18 protein-coding genes are annotated in these 14,469 nt (G+C 68.9%); 11 read left to right on the top strand and 7 right to left on the bottom strand.

Going from position 1 to position 14,469, the window contains the following annotated elements; all coding sequences use genetic code 11:
• Positions 1-45 precede the first annotated feature (45 nt).
• On the bottom strand, positions 46-996 hold the full coding sequence (locus tag ABEA39_RS03875) for an NADP-dependent oxidoreductase (RefSeq protein WP_345373404.1): 951 nt from the start codon (positions 994-996) through the stop codon (positions 46-48).
• Between the two features lie 174 nt (positions 997-1,170).
• Here ABEA39_RS03875 and ABEA39_RS03870 point away from each other — a divergent pair, with 174 nt between their 5' ends.
• Positions 1,171-1,731, top strand: a complete 561-nt coding sequence (locus tag ABEA39_RS03870; RefSeq protein ID WP_345373402.1) for a TetR/AcrR family transcriptional regulator — start codon at positions 1,171-1,173, stop codon at positions 1,729-1,731.
• An 85-nt stretch (positions 1,732-1,816) separates the two neighbouring features.
• Positions 1,817-2,332 carry a hypothetical protein gene (locus tag ABEA39_RS03865; protein ID WP_345373400.1) on the top strand — a complete coding sequence of 172 codons (516 nt, stop codon included), beginning with the start codon at positions 1,817-1,819 and terminating at the stop codon, positions 2,330-2,332.
• A gap of 86 nt (positions 2,333-2,418) precedes the next feature.
• Here ABEA39_RS03865 and ABEA39_RS03860 read toward each other — a convergent pair whose 3' ends face one another.
• Positions 2,419-3,018, bottom strand: coding sequence for a TetR/AcrR family transcriptional regulator (locus ABEA39_RS03860; protein WP_345373398.1), 600 nt, complete (start codon positions 3,016-3,018; stop codon positions 2,419-2,421).
• Positions 3,019-3,146: 128 nt separating this feature from the next.
• Between ABEA39_RS03860 and ABEA39_RS03855 the strand changes: the two genes are divergently transcribed.
• From ABEA39_RS03855 to ABEA39_RS03830, 6 genes are all read left to right on the top strand, one after another.
• A complete protein-coding gene (locus tag ABEA39_RS03855) occupies positions 3,147-3,545 on the top strand; it encodes an ester cyclase (protein ID WP_345373396.1) in 399 nt (132 codons plus the stop codon).
• Between the two features lie 111 nt (positions 3,546-3,656).
• Positions 3,657-4,229: an SDR family oxidoreductase gene (locus ABEA39_RS03850; protein ID WP_345373393.1), complete on the top strand. Its 573-nt coding sequence runs from the start codon at positions 3,657-3,659 to the stop codon at positions 4,227-4,229.
• Positions 4,226-4,912, top strand: a complete 687-nt coding sequence (locus ABEA39_RS03845) for a sigma factor-like helix-turn-helix DNA-binding protein (RefSeq protein WP_345373390.1) — start codon at positions 4,226-4,228, stop codon at positions 4,910-4,912. The genes ABEA39_RS03850 and ABEA39_RS03845 overlap by 4 nt, the downstream gene beginning before the upstream one ends.
• A gap of 79 nt (positions 4,913-4,991) precedes the next feature.
• Positions 4,992-6,284: an amidohydrolase family protein gene (locus ABEA39_RS03840; RefSeq protein ID WP_345373388.1), complete on the top strand. Its 1,293-nt coding sequence runs from the start codon at positions 4,992-4,994 to the stop codon at positions 6,282-6,284.
• Between the two features lie 26 nt (positions 6,285-6,310).
• Positions 6,311-7,201, top strand: coding sequence for an isocitrate lyase/PEP mutase family protein (locus ABEA39_RS03835; RefSeq protein WP_345373386.1), 891 nt, complete (start codon positions 6,311-6,313; stop codon positions 7,199-7,201).
• The gene (locus tag ABEA39_RS03830) at positions 7,198-8,043 is read left to right on the top strand and encodes an SDR family oxidoreductase (protein ID WP_345373384.1); all 846 of its coding nucleotides are present in this window, start codon (positions 7,198-7,200) and stop codon (positions 8,041-8,043) included. The genes ABEA39_RS03835 and ABEA39_RS03830 overlap by 4 nt, the downstream gene beginning before the upstream one ends.
• 2 nt (positions 8,044-8,045) lie before the next feature.
• Here the strand turns inward: ABEA39_RS03830 and ABEA39_RS03825 are convergent, their stop codons facing one another.
• Entirely contained in the window at positions 8,046-8,945 is a 900-nt protein-coding gene (locus ABEA39_RS03825) for a LysR family transcriptional regulator (RefSeq protein WP_345373382.1), read from the bottom strand.
• A 172-nt stretch (positions 8,946-9,117) separates the two neighbouring features.
• Here ABEA39_RS03825 and ABEA39_RS03820 point away from each other — a divergent pair, with 172 nt between their 5' ends.
• Entirely contained in the window at positions 9,118-10,659 is a 1,542-nt protein-coding gene (locus ABEA39_RS03820; protein ID WP_345373380.1) for an MFS transporter, read from the top strand.
• 19 nt (positions 10,660-10,678) lie between these two features.
• Here the strand turns inward: ABEA39_RS03820 and ABEA39_RS03815 are convergent, their stop codons facing one another.
• The 3 genes from ABEA39_RS03815 to ABEA39_RS03805 are packed head-to-tail and all read right to left on the bottom strand — an operon-like array spanning position 10,679 to position 12,065.
• Entirely contained in the window at positions 10,679-11,206 is a 528-nt protein-coding gene (locus ABEA39_RS03815) for a GNAT family N-acetyltransferase (protein WP_345373378.1), read from the bottom strand.
• Positions 11,207-11,211: 5 nt separating this feature from the next.
• Positions 11,212-11,784: a hypothetical protein gene (locus tag ABEA39_RS03810; protein WP_345373376.1), complete on the bottom strand. Its 573-nt coding sequence runs from the start codon at positions 11,782-11,784 to the stop codon at positions 11,212-11,214.
• A gap of 44 nt (positions 11,785-11,828) precedes the next feature.
• Positions 11,829-12,065, bottom strand: coding sequence for a hypothetical protein (locus tag ABEA39_RS03805; RefSeq protein WP_345373374.1), 237 nt, complete (start codon positions 12,063-12,065; stop codon positions 11,829-11,831).
• Positions 12,066-12,427: 362 nt separating this feature from the next.
• Here ABEA39_RS03805 and ABEA39_RS03800 point away from each other — a divergent pair, with 362 nt between their 5' ends.
• A complete protein-coding gene (locus tag ABEA39_RS03800; protein ID WP_345373372.1) occupies positions 12,428-12,793 on the top strand; it encodes a VOC family protein in 366 nt (121 codons plus the stop codon).
• A gap of 99 nt (positions 12,794-12,892) precedes the next feature.
• Here ABEA39_RS03800 and ABEA39_RS03795 read toward each other — a convergent pair whose 3' ends face one another.
• The gene (locus tag ABEA39_RS03795) at positions 12,893-13,612 is read right to left on the bottom strand and encodes an SDR family NAD(P)-dependent oxidoreductase (RefSeq protein WP_345373370.1); all 720 of its coding nucleotides are present in this window, start codon (positions 13,610-13,612) and stop codon (positions 12,893-12,895) included.
• Positions 13,613-13,707: 95 nt separating this feature from the next.
• On the opposite strand from ABEA39_RS03795, the gene ABEA39_RS03790 reads away from it, so the two are divergent.
• Positions 13,708-14,358, top strand: a complete 651-nt coding sequence (locus ABEA39_RS03790) for a TetR/AcrR family transcriptional regulator (RefSeq protein ID WP_345373368.1) — start codon at positions 13,708-13,710, stop codon at positions 14,356-14,358.
• The last annotated feature ends 111 nt before the right edge of the window (positions 14,359-14,469 follow it).

Raw genomic sequence — 14,469 nt, 5'->3', positions numbered from 1 at the left:
TCGTGCCGGTGCGGTGTGTTCGACCGGCGCCAGTAAGCGCCACGGCTACGGCACCAGCACCACCTTCCCGTGCGGCGCCCCCGACAGGCTGAGCTCGGCAGCGGCCCGCCACTCGCCGAGCGGGAACGTCGCCGCGATCGGCAACGTGAATTCCCCTCGAGCGGCCAGCGCCGCGTAGTCGGCCAGGAACGCCGACGACGGGTATCCGCCCGCGGCCAGAAGCTCGTCGACGTTCACCCGAGCACCCTGGCTGCGCGCCTCGTCGTGGTTCGAGATCGTGACGACATGCGTGGGATCCCCCGCGATCTCGATCAGGTCGGCGATGGCGCCGGTGTTCGGACGCGAGACGTCCAGCACGTGCTGCACGGGGCCGTCGGCGAGCCCCCGGACCCGCTCGACCATTCCCGATCCGTACGGGGTCACCTGCGCTCCGAACCCTTCGAGGTCGCCGGCGAACGTCGGGCCAGCGGTGGCGATCACGCGGGCTCCGAGACGCAGCGCGACCTGCACGGCTGCGTAGCCGACCATGCCGCCGGCGCCGTGGATCAGCACCGTCTCGCCTGGCTGCACTTCGAGAAGGTCGAGACTCCAGACGGCGGTCTGCAGCACCATCGGCAGGACGGCGGCCTGGACGACATCGAGCCCGGCCGGAACAGCGAACCACTGACTCATGATCGTGAAGTCCGCGGCACCGGCGCTCGGCTGCACGGCGAAGTCCGAGGCTCCGAAGACGAGGTCGCCGACCGCCACATCGGTCACGCCGTCGCCGAGCGCGTCCACGGTGCCGGCGACGTCGAAGCCGATGCCGCGGGGCAGGACGCCCGGCATGAAGCCCCGGCACAGCTCCCAGTCGGCAGGATTCAGCCCGGTGGCGGACACGCGGATCCGGATCTTCCCCTCCCCGGGCTCGGCGATCAGAGTCCGCTCCTCCCGCAAGACGTCGAGGGGCTCCCCCACCTCGTGGAATCGGACGACCCGGGACTCGACTTCGCTCATGGCGCTCTCCTTCAGAATTGACGTGGGATGCTCGGGCCGGCTGAGCACGGCGCGCCGGTGAGGTTCCGTTCCCTCGCCGTGGGTCGTGTGTATCCGCCCCTGCATCCGTAGTGACAGTCGCAGACGCTACCACGTTGTGACAGTCGCTGTCGCTACGTGCGCTACGCTGTCTGCATGCCGAGGAGCGGGAAGGAAGCGCGCGAGCGCCTGACCAAGGCCGCGCTCGAACTGTTCGCCGAACGAGGGTTCGACGACGTGACCACCGCCGAGATCGCGGCGCGGGCCGAGGTGACCGAGCGCACGTACTTCCGGCACTTCCCCGACAAGCGCGAGGTGCTGTTCGACGGCGAGCGGATGCTGACCGAGTGGGTGACCGCGGCGCTTTCGTCCGTTCCGAGCGACATAGCGTCCTGGCAGGCGATGCGTCGCACCGTCGACCTGATCGTGCCGCGGCTCGAGGCGAACCGGGTGGACGGCGATCGACTCGCGGCGCTGATCGAGGTCACGCCCGGCCTGCGAGAGCGCGCGGCGGCCAAGGAGGTCACTCTCATCGGCCTGCTCGTCGACCTGCTGGTGGCTCGGGGTGCGGCTTCGGACGAGGCGGCTCTCGTCGCGCGGACCGCTTGGGGTGTGCTCGGACACGCCATCGGCTCGTGGCGCGCTACGCCCGGCACCCCGCTGCAGCAGCACGTGGATCGGGCCTTCGCCTTGCTCGGTGGGCTCGTCGGCGGCTGAGACCTTTCGAGGCCGCGCGGCGCAGCCCGGTTCCGTCCGGTGTCGTACCGGCACCCTGCCCTGACCGATCCGCCATGCTGGGGGGATGCGCCACCCGACCCTCACCGAGCCGCTCACCCTCGAGTACGGAACGATGCCCCGCGCGGAGCTGCTCGCGGCTCTCGGCGTGGCCGGCGTCGAACTGAACCCGTCGGCTTCGACCCTGCTCGAGGAAGCGGTCTTCGACAGACCCGAGCCCGGAGTCGTCACTCTCGTCGAACGATCCGTCGCCGAGCTCGGTCTCGCCGATGGGGCGACGCTCCCCCACCTCTTCCGGGCCGGAGTCGAGAGCGGGTTGGTTCTGTGCCCCCTCGATACCGCGCCCTACCTCCGCCTTGCGCTGCCCGGACAAGCCACGGCCCCCGACGCGGTGATGTCGAACGGACGCGCCCCATCCGCATCCCTGACCATCGCCTCTCCTCCCCCGCGTGCTGATGCCGAGCACCCCAAAGGGTTCTATCTGCGGGTCGTCGAGGGTCGGCCCTGGCTTCGCGGCTACCGGTGCGACGACGAGTTCAGGTGGGATCCGGAGGACAGCTTCGTCTTCGCGCTCCCCCGTTGAGCGTCGTACGTCGAATGCCCGGGCGGTGCGTCGCCTCGGCGCGTGAGCGAGACGCGAAGGGGCAAGTCTGCCTCTGAGACCGCGTCTCACACGGGCGGCCAGTGCCGGAGTGCGAGGTCGGCGACTGCTTGGAGCTGTTGGCATGTAGCGCCCGTGGCCGCTTGGACGGCGATGCCGTTTCCCGTCGTCATGACGAAGCGCGCGATCAGGTCGGGATCGGCCGCGGCCGGAAGATCGCCCTCGGCGACGGCTCGGCGGAAACGCTCGGAGAGGAGCTCCTGGCCGTCCGCTCGCCACCCGGCCAGGATGTTCCTCGCCGCAGCGGCGGCGTCGCCGGTCGCGAGAGCCCCCTGGACCCCGAGGCATCCGGCAGGGCTGTCCGGCATCGTCGTCGCCTGGGCCGCACCGGCGAGGAAGAGTTCGGCGACCTCGCGAGCGGTCGAGGCTTGAAGGGCACGTGCGACGTAGGACGCCGGGCCATTCGTGTAGCGCTGAAGCGCTTGTCGAAAGAGTTCCTCCTTGTTGCCGAACGCCGCGTACAGGCTCTTGCGGGAGATGCCCATGGCGTGAGTCAGCTCGGTCAGACTCGCCCCCTCGAAGCCCTGCTGCCAGAAGACGAGCATCGCCTTCTCGAGAGCGTCGTCGGCATCGAAGCCACGAGGTCGACCGAGTTGCGCTTGTTCCATAGGGGAACCATACGCCTTCTGCACCGATCGGTTTCGCTGTGCTACGGTCACTTCGGCACCCATCGGTGCCGAATTAGTCCCGTCGGCTGTCGATCGCCTGGCCGACGGGCGACCCTGAGGAGAACCCCATGACCACGACCAACGCCGACCTCCGCGCCTGGTACGACCGCTACGCCGCCGCACTCAATGCTCACGAGTTCGACGGAATGGACGAATTCATCGCCGACGACGTACTCGCCGGGGGTGAGCACGCCCGTCGGGACGACGTCGTCGGAGTTCTGAAAGGGATCGTCGACGCCGTCCCCGACATTCGTTGGGACGTCGAAGAGATTCTCTTCGACCGCGACGGAATCGCCGTGAGGGCGGTCAACACGGGTACACCGACGAAGGAATGGCTCGGCGTCGCTCCGACCGGCAACTCCTTCGAGATCGTGGAGTATGCGATTTACAAGGTGCGCGACGGCCGATTCGTCCACATGACCAACCTGCACGACTCGGCCGAGATGCTTCGTCAGCTCACCGCCTGACCGGCGGGGCCTCGACGTCTTTTTCCGCCGGTGGTCACAACTTCGAGGGCGGTCCTGTCTTAGCTGTTGACCGGATGGCACAGCTGCCCCGGCATCATCGGAAGGCACACCATGAAGATCGTCGTCATCGGCGGAACCGGACTCATCGGCTCCCGCACCATCGCCAAGCTCACCGAGCACGGCCACGAAGCAGTCTCCGCCTCGCCCAGCTCGGGCGTCAACACCCTGACCGGCGAAGGCCTGGCCGACGTTCTCACCGGCGTCGACGTCGTGCTCGACGTGTCCAACTCGCCGTCGTTCGAAGACGCCGCGGTCCTGGACTTCTTCACCCGCTCGACCACGAACATCCTCGCAGCCGAGAAGGAGGCCGGCGTCAAGCACCACGTCGCCCTGTCCGTCGTCGGCTCGCAGAACCTCCCGGAGAGCGGCTACATGCGCGCCAAGGTCGCCCAGGAGAAACTGATCCGCGACTCCGGCGAGCCTTACACGCTCGTGCACGCCACCCAGTTCTTCGAGTTCGTCAACAGCATCGCCGGTGCCGCCACGGTCGGCCAGGATGTTCACCTGTCGCACGCTCTGATCCAGCCGATCGCCGCGGACGACGTCGCCACCGCCGTCGCCCGCGCCACCGCCGGCGAACCGCTCAACGGCACCCTCGAGATCGCACGACGAGACTGGCGATGAACGTCGCGCAGTCCGCCCGCGCCCGGCACGAGACCTACATCGGACCGTGGCTCCCCGACCCCATCGATACGAGGGCCGATCCGTCGCTGGGGGCCGAGCGGGGCGAAGCCATCGAGTACGCCGTCTTGCTGTTGCTGGAAAAGTTGACGCCGGCCGAACGCGCCGCCTACGTGCTTCGTGAGGCCTTCGACTACCCGTACCCGCTCATCGCGGACATCATCGGCACCTCCGAGGCCGGTGCTCGCAAGCTCTTCAGCCGTGTCAGGCAGCCCCTCGCCGCCGAGAGGCGAAGGCCCGCACCCGCGCCCGAGCACAAGCGCCTCCTCAGTGCATTCCTCACCGCCGCGCAGTCGGGCGACGTAGCGAGCCTCGAGAAGCTCTTTGCGGAGGATGTCGTCAGCTACTCCGACGGTGGAGGCGTGAAGCTCGCGGCCCGCATACCGATCCTCGGTCGAGCCCGTGTCGCGAGATTCGTCGCTGCCTTCTCCTCGCATTTCTGGACCGGCGTCGACATCGTATGGGTCGAGGCCAACGGCAGGCCCGCTGTCGAGGTGTCGCGAGGCGGTGTTCCGTTCACCATCCTCAGCGTGACGACGTCCGACTCCGGTATCGACCAGTTGCTCTGGCTCATGAACCCCCGAAAGCTTCGGTCGATGACGGCATTAGGACCTCAGAAGCTGTAATCGACGAGCCAGATGGTCGTGGACCGCACTCTTTGTGACCCGTAGCGTTGTAATCCTTCAACGACGAAAGGTCTGCGGTATGGCTGGCGGGACTCTTTACACCGGTGCGCGAATCATCCGGGGCGACGGCTCCGAGCCGATCGACGACGGCTTCCTCCTCGTGCGGGACGGCCTCCTCGAGTCCGTGGGGCCGATGTCCGAAGCGCCGTCCGACGAGTCTCTCGCCTCGGTGGACCTGGCGGGCAAGACGGTGATGCCGACGATCGTGAACCCTCACGGTCACATCGGCTACCTGAAGCACGGAGTGACCGACGCCGCAAACTTCTCGCGCGAGAACGTCCTCGACCATCTGCGTCGACTCAGCTACTACGGCGTCAGCGTCTTCCAGTCCCTGGGAACGGACCGCGACGACATCGAGATCACGATCCGCAACGAGCAGCGCGATGGCACCCTCGACGATCCGGAGCTGGCCCTCCTCCTCTCGGCTGCCACCGGCCTCGCCGCTCCCACGCCGGGCAGCACGAACGGAGGCGCGTTCTTCGCGCCCGAGGCCATCCTCGAGGTGTCGAGCCCCGACGAGGCTCGCGCGGCCGTTCGTGCCGTCGCGGCCAAGCGACCCGACGTGATCAAGTTCTGGGTCGATTCCCGCGACGGTACGAAGGAGAAGCTCGCCCCCGAGGTCTACGCCGCGCTCATCGACGAGGCGCACCGGCACGGGCTGCGGGCGATCGCCCACATCTACGAGCTCGACGACGCCAAGGGCGTCGTCGCAGCCGGTGCCGACGGAACCGCGCACATGGTGCGCAATCCCGGCCCCGACCAGGAACTGCTCGACATGCTCGTCGCGAAGGACGTCTTCGTGTTCACGTCGATGGGGATCCAGCGGGCGCTGCCGGCAGGCCCTGGCTGGCTCGACGACCCGACCCTGCTGGAGACGGTTCCCGTCGAAGACACGTCGGGCGTGCGCGCCATGATGGCGGCCATCCCGGAGGAGGTCGACGATCGACTCCGGGAGGGATACGCGGTTCTCGAGCGGGGCTTGCGCGACTACCTCGCGGCCGGCGTTTGTGTCTTGCTCTCCGCCGACAGCGGCGTCATGCACCAGTTCATAGGCTACGCCGAGCACCGCGAGCTCGAGGCGATGGTAGTCGCCGGCATGCCCGCTCTCGACGCGATCACGGCAGCCACCCTGCGCCCGGCAGAGATGCTCGGCCTCCACGACCGCGGGAGTCTCGTCGCAGGCAAGCGAGCCGACCTCCTGATCCTGCACGACGATCCGCTCACCGACATCACGAGCACTCGCAGGATCTCGTCCGTCGTCATCGGCGGCACCCCCCTCGATCGCGTCGCGATGCGCGCGACCTGGATCTGAAGCCCGAACCGGAAAGGAACACCGTCATGTCATCCACCCTTCGCCAGGCGATCGCCGGCAGTCACCCCCTCGTCGTCCCGTCGATCTACGACGGGATCTCGGCCCTCCTCGTCCGTGACCTCGGATTCGAGGCCGCGTACATCGGCAGCTACGCCACCGGAGCCACCCGGTACGGCGTGCCCGACATCGGCTACATCGGCCTCGAGGACATGGCCGACCAAGCCCGCCGTCTCGCACCGATCGCCGGCGTCCCCCTCATCGTCGACGGCGAGGGCGGTTGGGGCAACGCCATCCACGTCGCGCGAGCAGTCCAGGTGCTCGAGCGCGCGGGCGCCGCGGCCACTCACATCGAAGACCACGATTTCGGCAAGCACCTGACCATCAAGTCGTCGGTCATCCCGACCGGGCAGGCGGTCGACAAGATCAAGGCCGCCGTCGACGCCCGCGACTCGGAGGACTTCCTGATCATCGGGCGCACGGACTCGATCGGCGTCGAGGGCCCCTCGGCGGGTGTCGATCGCGCTCTCGCCTATCAAGAGGCCGGCGCCGACGGTCTCTTCATCGCCGGATTCCTCGACGCGGACTCCTGGGCTCGCCTCACATCCGATGCGCGCGTGCCGATCTACGTGCCGGACTTCCCGCGCCAGTCCGCCGCCGACCAGGCCGCACAGGGTGCCGACGTCGTGCTCTATTACGGCCTCGCCCACATCGCGGCGAAGGCGGGGATGCAACAGGCCCTCGAGGTCCTCAAGGCCGAGTCGTCGACGCAGAGCATCGAGAGCCGGTTGAGCACCGCCGGCTTCGACGAGTTCCTCGGCATCGAGAAGGCCCGCGTCCAGGCGAGGAGGTTCGGTCTCATCGATCCGGACGACGACTCCATGGCCGAGGCCACCCGGGCGTTCGAGGCTCAGAAATGACCGGCGTCCTCGCGGTCGTCGGCGTGGGCGGCATGGGGCAGGCCATCGCGCGGCGCCTGGGTTCCGGCGACAGGATCCTGCTCGCCGACTTCAATCGCGACTCCCTGGAGACGACCGCGACGCGCCTCCGCGGCGACGGATTCGACGTCACCACCCACGTCGTCGACGTCTCGTCGCTCGACTCCGTGCACGAGCTCGCGGTCGCGGCTGCCGCACTCGGGTCGGTCACGCGACTCGCGCACACGGCGGGGCTCTCGCCGGTCCAGGCCTCCGTCGAGGCCATCCTCGCCGTCGACCTCGTCGGTGTGGCGCACGTGCTCGCCGAGTTCGAGCACGTCATCGCCCCCGGCGGCGCGGGTGTCGTCATCGCCAGCATGGGCGGGCACATGATGCAGCCGCTGCCGCCCGAGCAGGAGGTGCGGCTCGCCCGGACCCCGTCCGACCAGATCGCTCGCCTCCCCTTAGCGGCTGCCGACCAGTTCGACAACGGCGGGAGCGCCTACAGCTTCGCCAAACGAGCCAATGCGCTCCGTGTTCGGGCCGCGAGCGTCGCCTGGGGCAAGAAGGGCGCCCGCATCAATTCGATCAGCCCGGGCGTCATCGCGACGCCGATGGGGTTGGCCGAACTCGACAGCCCCACGGGTGGTGCCATGAGGGCCATGATCGACGGCTCGGCCGCGCGACGCCTCGGGACGCCGGAGGACATCGCGACGGCGGCCGGGTTCCTGCTCTCCCCCGCTGCCGGCTTCATCAGCGGAACCGATCTGCTCGTGGACGGCGGCGTCGTCGGCGCCTTGACGACCGGTCAACTCGACCTCGGCGGGATCACGGCCGCGGGCTGAGGTCACAACTCGATCGGGGCGAGGAACCGGTCACGCGCGATCGAGAGGATCGGGCCGAGATCCTGGGCCGAGTCCCGATCGGTGCGCCAGCACAGGTAGGTGACGGCGCGGACGGAGTCGAGAGCGAGAGGTCGGATGACGACGCCCTCGGCCGCGAGGTAGCGGTGCCAGGGCGCACTCGGATTGGCGACGGTCACGCAGCAGGACCCGCCCGCCGCGACCATGGCCGCGATCCCGCCGACGATGTCGGAGCTGACATCGATGGTTTCGAGGACCTCGCGCACGAAGGGCTGGAGCTCGGGCGCGTTCCGGTCGGATCCGGGTTGGAGGAGGAGCCGGAGGCCGGCCAGGTCCGCGGGATGCACGTCCGTCAGCTCGCGGTAGCGCGGCTCGTCCGGCAGAGCGATCCCCGGGGCCTCGTGCAGCACGGCGAGGTACTCCAGTCGGTTGTCTTCGCTGCGCCGGTTGACGAGCCCCAGCGAGAGCTTGCCGGAGAGGATGTGGTCCATCTGCAGGAATGAGTCGAGGGGTTCGAGCCGAACGTCCGCGCCGGGTTCCGCCTGTCGGATCACGTCGTCGATCACGGCTCGGATCAACTCCGGCGGCACCGACCGCATGCCGACGTAGAGCTCGACGTGCCCGTGGACCCGGCGTCTCATATCGCGCTCGAGATCGTCAAAGTTGGTGATGATCCTGGTCGCGTGCGGGATCAGCGCGACGCCGAGAGGCGTGAGCTCCACCTTGCGCGTGCCGCGGACGAAGAGCGGCGCGCCGATGTCGAGTTCGAGCTGCTGGATGCTCCTGCTCAGGGGCGACCCGGAGATGTTGAGCAAGCGCGCAGCCCGCGTGTAGTTGAGGGTCTCCGCCACGGCGAGGAAATGGCGGAGGTGTCGGAGTTCCATCGGCCGATCTTCGCCTATTGCGACCTCAGCGGCAATGGAATCCTGCCCATTCGGTCGTGGATTGTTGCTGATTCCGATCCTACAGTCGCACTCACACACAAAGAAGTGGGCCCATGATCACGTCTCCGACCCTTCGGAACGACCGGATCCGGGCACGAACGAAGGACAGATAATGACGTCTCCCTTTTCCACCGGCGCGACGCCGCAGAGAGCCCGCCCGTATGCGCTGATCGTGATCGTGTTCATCGTGATCGAGGCCACAGGCATCTTCGAGCAGCTCATGGTCTACGTAGCCCTGCCGACCCTCGAGAGGGTCCTCGACATCGACATCGCCGCCGTCTCTTGGACCATCACGGTCTTCCTCCTGGTCGGGGCGGGAACCGTCGCGCTCGTCGGCCGCCTGGGAGACGTCTACGGTCGCCGCAGGATGCTGGTCATCCTGCTCGTGCTCTCCATTGCGGGATCGGCCGTCAGCGCCGCTCTCGGCAGCTACGAGGGGATCCTCATCGGGCGCGCGTTGCAAGGGACGAGCGCGGCGGTGTTCCCCCTCCTCGTCGGCATCGCCCGGGAGGCGGTTCCCGCGCCGCGCGTGCCCGTCCTCGTCTCGCTCACCACGGGAACCGCGCTCATCGCCGGTTCGCTCGGCGCCCTCCTCGCCGGGGTCCTGCTGGGGCTCGGGCAGTGGCGCCTCATCTTCGTGGCGTCGGGAATCTTGTCGATCGTCGCGCTGCTCCTGACCATCTTCATCCTGCCGAGGTCGGTGGTCGCCCCCCGCGAGAAGACGAGACTCGACGTCGTCGGGGCGGTCCTCCTCGCTCCTGCCGTCGCGGCCGTCCTGTTCGGCATCGACACCGGAAGCGGAGCGGGATGGCGAAGCCCGCTCGCCGTCGGCCTGATCGTTCTCGGCGTCGTCCTGATCGCGGTGTGGATAGTCGTCGAACTGCGGATCACCAGCCCGATGTTCGACCTCCGGATCTTCCGCGATCCGGCCCTCACGATGACCCTCGTCGCGACCGCGCTGATCGGCCTGGGGGTCTTCGCCGCCGGGTCGCTGCTCAACCCGATCCTCATGCAGAGCCCGACGAGCTTGCCCGTGGGTCTCGGCCTCACGCCGACGGTCGCCGCTCTCTACGGTCTCATCGTCGGTGCCGTCGGGTTCGTGTTGTCACCGGTGGCGGGCCGCATCGCCGCCCGTCGCGGCGCGAAGGTCACGCTCTCGATCGGCGTGGTGCTCGCCATCGTGGGCTTCATCGGCTTCGCGATCGGGGTCCACAACCTCCCCGTGGCGATTCTCGCCACGGTCTTCACCGGTGTGGGGAGCGCCTTCATCCTGGCGGGGCTTCCGAATCTCATCGTCGAGGTCGTGCCGCCGCACAACACGGGCGAGGCGGTCGGCATCATCTACGGAGTCGGTCGCACTCTGTTCGAGGCCGTCGGGACGGCACTGGTGGGCCTGCTGCTCGCCTCGTCGGTCGTTCCGCAGACCACCGCGCCGACACGGGCCGCGTGGAACATCGTGATCGTCTTCATCGTGGTCGCGTCGGCCATCGCGCTGATCATCGCCCTTCTCATCAGGAAGGCGAAGCCGATGGACCAGCGTGGTGAGGTCGTCGAGGCAGTGGCCGAGGTGACGCAAGACCCGACCACCGGGCCGGAACGGAATCGGGGTGCCGCGACGAATCGTCTCGGCAAGCCTGCGGTCCCGGGGCAGTGAGGCAGGAGCCCCGTGTCGCTCAGGAGCTTGTCGACGACTCAGGAGCGCCGAGGCGCCGGACGTAGGTCTGCGTGGGCCGGCCCAGGAGCGAATGCTCGAAGGGGGCTCCGAGGGGGCGCCACCCCGCCGCCTCGTAGAGTCGCACGGCGACGGCATTGTCGGTGAGGACGTGGAGGACGGCGGTCTCGCATCCCCCGGCTGCCAGTCGGCCCTCGATCGACGTGAGCAACAGGCGACCCACGCCACGGCCCTTGGTTGACGGATGCACGGCGAGGAGCCCGAGCAACGCGGCGTCGGGCGGGTCGGTCGGAACGCCGGTTCCGGCCGCGGTGGCCAGGGCGAAGCCGAGCACGTGGCCGCGGGCGTCCTCGGCGACGACCCAGCCCGCCGAGTGGTCGAACTTCGGGCGGGCCCGCTCGGCGACTCCCGGATGGGCGACTCCGTCGCGGTCGGCGCAGCTCGCGGTCCAGAGCGCGACGCAGGCCTCACGGTCGGCCGGCATGCCGTCACGGAGTCGGGGTGCGCGGCGGGCGAGGGGAGGGCTCACGAGCGTCAGCCGACGGCCACGGTGACCGCGTGCAGAGGTGCGGCCGGAACCGCGCCAGGGTACGCGCCGAGAGTCGGACGGAGGTACTGCCCGTCGACCTCGACGGTTCGGCCCGCCCCGGTGGCACCGTTCCAGCCGTCTTCGACGGCAGCGAGGAACAGGTTCACGGATGCACCACCATCGACGTTCACGACCACCTGCTCGGGCTCTCCCCCGTCGGCCGCCCAGGCCATCCGCACGAGATAGCTCACGAGGGCCTTGGGATCGGCGACCGTCGTGCCGGATCTCAGGTGCACCGTGACCGTCTCCTCGAACGTCTGCACCCGGTCGGCGCGGGAGGTGATCTGCGCGCTCGAGACCCCGGGCACCTTCTCGATGTCGGCGGTGAGAGTGGGCACGTTGCTCTTCGGGAGGAAGAGGAAGAGGCACAGCATCGTCAGCCCGAACAGGGCGGCCGTTGCGACGAAGAACCCGACGGGGACTGCCCAGAGGGGGTAGGCGCGGCGCTGGGCCCAGCGCATCCATCCCGAGAACTTGTTGTCGCCCGACTCGTAGGCGAACGGGCTGTCGGATCTCATGCGTGTCTCATCCCCTGCTCCTGCTGGCGGCGGCCTCTAGCTCTCTAACGGACGGCACCGGTCAGCGCGACGATGGTGATCGCGATACCCGCCGCCAGGAATCCGATGCCTCGCCCCAGCAGGACGGGCGGTGCCCACGAGGATTCTCGCCGTCCGATCTCGACATCGGCCCGCGGGTCGGCCCCTCGACGCAGTTTCGCCTGTCGCCACAGGAGGAGGGCGGCTCCCAGGACGATTCCGATGATGCCGAGGATCAGGGAGGCAACTCCGACGCCAGTCATGACCGAACTCTGGGGCACCGTCCGGCCACGTGTCAAACCGCCGGCCGTTGCAGCGGTGGGCGGTACATCCCCGAGGCGCAGTTTTTGCTCCGGGAGAGTTGTAGGCCGGCGTGAATTCACCTGGACGGACAACTGGTCGGGTTGTCGCCCAGCGTGAATTCACCCGAAGCGACAACGGCTCGCGGGAATGAACCGATTGCCGGGGCCGGCGCGGCGGTGCATCCCCCGGCGACGTGAAACACCGTGCAGCCGGTGGCCGTCCGGGGCGGACCCGATGACGCAGACCGCCGCCGAAGACTCCCAGGCTGACGCACCCGCCCAAAGAGCCCCTCGAGAAGCGGAGCGCGCGTACTCTGGGCCGCATGATCGGATCACTGGAGTTGGTCATCGTCGACTGCCCCGAACCGCAGGTGCTCGCGCGGTTCTATTCGGAGCTGTTCGGCTACGAGATCGTGGGCTACGACCCCGACTGGGCGGAGCTCGTGCCGCCGGGCGGAGGGCGACCCCTCGTCGCCTTTCAGCAGGTCGCGGACTACCACGCGCCGGAGTGGCCGAGTCAGTCGGTTCCGCAGCAGTTCCACTTCGACGTGCGAGTGGAGGACTTCGAGGTCGCCGAGCCTGCAGTGCTGGCATTGGGGGCAACGAGAACCGGCAGCGAGACGCCCTCGTTCCGGGTGTACCTCGACCCCGCAGGCCACCCGTTCTGCCTGATCAAGCCGGAGGACTGAGGCCCGACCTAGCGCGGCCCGGGCGAACCGCGGCCCGGGCGCAGACGCCAGGGGACCGCACACGCCAGCGAACCGCAGACGCCCCCGAACCTCAGCCGCTCAGCGCGAGCCGCCGTAGGCCGCCGGCACGAGGTCGAGGCGCGGCGCACCGGTGCGGATGAGCTCGAGGATGGCGTCCGCGACCTGCTCGGGCGTGTCGAAGTCGGCACCCGCAGTCATCGCGAGGGCGTCGTCGCGGCCGGCCCGGATCGACGTCAGGAACTCCGTGCTCGTGGCGAACGGGATGACCGTCGACACCGCGATCCCGGTGCCCTCGAGCTCGTTCCGGGCGATCGCCGACAGCCTCTCGAGCGCGATCTTCGAGGCGACGTAGCCGCCGGTGCCGGGCACGTCGGCGAACGTCGTGCCCGAGCTCACGTTGACGATGCTTCCCGCTCCCCGGCTCCGCATGGCCGGCAGCACGGCCTGCATCATCGCGAGCGGCGCGACCACGTTCAGGTCGAGCACCGCGCGGAAGTCCTCGACCGCCAGCTGCTCCACCGTGGCCTGGAGCCCCTGGCCGGCGTTGTTGACGAGCACGTCGATGCGACCGTAGGCGTCGAGGGCGGCCTTCGCGACGCGCGCGACGTCGTCGGCGTCGGTGACGTCGGCGCGAACGGCGATCGCCTGCCCGAGTTCGGCAGCGAGTGCCTGCACGCGATCCTCGCGCCGAGCGGCCAACACGAGACGCGCCCCCGCCGCAGAGGCCGCGCGAGCCGTCGCCGCTCCGATGCCGGAGGACGCTCCAGTGATGACGACGACCGATCCGTTGATGTCCATGGTGCCTTCCTCTCGGCGACCGGAAGTCGGCCGCCTCGCCAATTACGCTACTCCTCAGTAGCGTAATTCGTGCATCCTGCCGTAGGGTCGTCGTTGTGAAGGGTTCCGAAAGCGATGCCCGTGTCGACCGGTCGGCGCCGGACGGTCAGCGGCCTGGTCGGCCGTTCGATCACTCGCGGGATGCACTGGTCCTGTCGACCACGCTGGACCTGCTTGCCGAGCGCGACTACGACCGGGTCACCCTCGACGAGGTCGCGACGCGCACGGGCAAGGCCAAGACCACGCTGTACCGACGCTGGGCGACCAAAGACGACCTGATAGTCGCCGCGATCCGCGCCGCGGGGAGGCCGCCCGAGGTCGACGACCTGCCCGACCTCGGCTCCCTGCGTGCCGACCTCCTCGCCGTCGTCGACTCGCCGTGGCTGGGTGGTTCGGCCCGACGTCTCGCGATCTTCCTCAACCTCGCGTCGGCCGCGCGTGGTTCGGCGCGTCTGGCGCCGATCGTGCGGGCGGAGGTCACCGAGCCGTACGTCGACGTCTACCGGCGGTTGCTGGAACGGGCCGTCGAGCGAGGCGAGGTGTCTGCGGGTCTCGTCCCGCGCATCCCCCTGCTGGCTGCCGTCGTTCCGGCCATGAGCACGCACGCTCTGAGCGCCGGATCCGGGCCCGTCGAGCGAAGCCATTTCGTCGCCGTGATCGACGACGTCGTGCTGGCGGCCCTCGGTGTCGTGCCCCCGCGCGACTGACGCCTCGGCCTCGACAACGCGCGATTTCACGGAGAACGCGCCATTCGAACGACGTGTTCTCCGTGAAATCGCGCGTTCTCGCCGGGAGGCCGATGCGCGGGCAAACGCACA

The sequence above is a fragment of the Frondihabitans cladoniiphilus genome (assembly GCF_039544345.1).
GTDB classification, from domain to species: Bacteria; Actinomycetota; Actinomycetes; order Actinomycetales; family Microbacteriaceae; genus Frondihabitans; species Frondihabitans cladoniiphilus.
This window is presented reverse-complemented; position numbering and strand designations above follow the sequence as displayed.

Bases quoted from the DNA above. Each gene is read 5' to 3' on its own strand.
- ABEA39_RS03875 (WP_345373404.1), bottom strand. From the start codon at position 996: ATGAGCGAAGTCGAGTCCCGGGTCGTCCGATTCCACGAGGTGGGGGAG.
- ABEA39_RS03870 (WP_345373402.1), top strand. From the start codon at position 1,171: ATGCCGAGGAGCGGGAAGGAAGCGCGCGAGCGCCTGACCAAGGCCGCG.
- ABEA39_RS03865 (WP_345373400.1), top strand. From the start codon at position 1,817: ATGCGCCACCCGACCCTCACCGAGCCGCTCACCCTCGAGTACGGAACG.
- ABEA39_RS03860 (WP_345373398.1), bottom strand. From the start codon at position 3,018: ATGGAACAAGCGCAACTCGGTCGACCTCGTGGCTTCGATGCCGACGAC.
- ABEA39_RS03855 (WP_345373396.1), top strand. From the start codon at position 3,147: ATGACCACGACCAACGCCGACCTCCGCGCCTGGTACGACCGCTACGCC.
- ABEA39_RS03850 (WP_345373393.1), top strand. From the start codon at position 3,657: ATGAAGATCGTCGTCATCGGCGGAACCGGACTCATCGGCTCCCGCACC.
- ABEA39_RS03845 (WP_345373390.1), top strand. From the start codon at position 4,226: ATGAACGTCGCGCAGTCCGCCCGCGCCCGGCACGAGACCTACATCGGA.
- ABEA39_RS03840 (WP_345373388.1), top strand. From the start codon at position 4,992: ATGGCTGGCGGGACTCTTTACACCGGTGCGCGAATCATCCGGGGCGAC.
- ABEA39_RS03835 (WP_345373386.1), top strand. From the start codon at position 6,311: ATGTCATCCACCCTTCGCCAGGCGATCGCCGGCAGTCACCCCCTCGTC.
- ABEA39_RS03830 (WP_345373384.1), top strand. From the start codon at position 7,198: ATGACCGGCGTCCTCGCGGTCGTCGGCGTGGGCGGCATGGGGCAGGCC.
- ABEA39_RS03825 (WP_345373382.1), bottom strand. From the start codon at position 8,945: ATGGAACTCCGACACCTCCGCCATTTCCTCGCCGTGGCGGAGACCCTC.
- ABEA39_RS03820 (WP_345373380.1), top strand. From the start codon at position 9,118: ATGACGTCTCCCTTTTCCACCGGCGCGACGCCGCAGAGAGCCCGCCCG.
- ABEA39_RS03810 (WP_345373376.1), bottom strand. From the start codon at position 11,784: ATGAGATCCGACAGCCCGTTCGCCTACGAGTCGGGCGACAACAAGTTC.
- ABEA39_RS03805 (WP_345373374.1), bottom strand. From the start codon at position 12,065: ATGACTGGCGTCGGAGTTGCCTCCCTGATCCTCGGCATCATCGGAATC.
- ABEA39_RS03800 (WP_345373372.1), top strand. From the start codon at position 12,428: ATGATCGGATCACTGGAGTTGGTCATCGTCGACTGCCCCGAACCGCAG.
- ABEA39_RS03795 (WP_345373370.1), bottom strand. From the start codon at position 13,612: ATGGACATCAACGGATCGGTCGTCGTCATCACTGGAGCGTCCTCCGGC.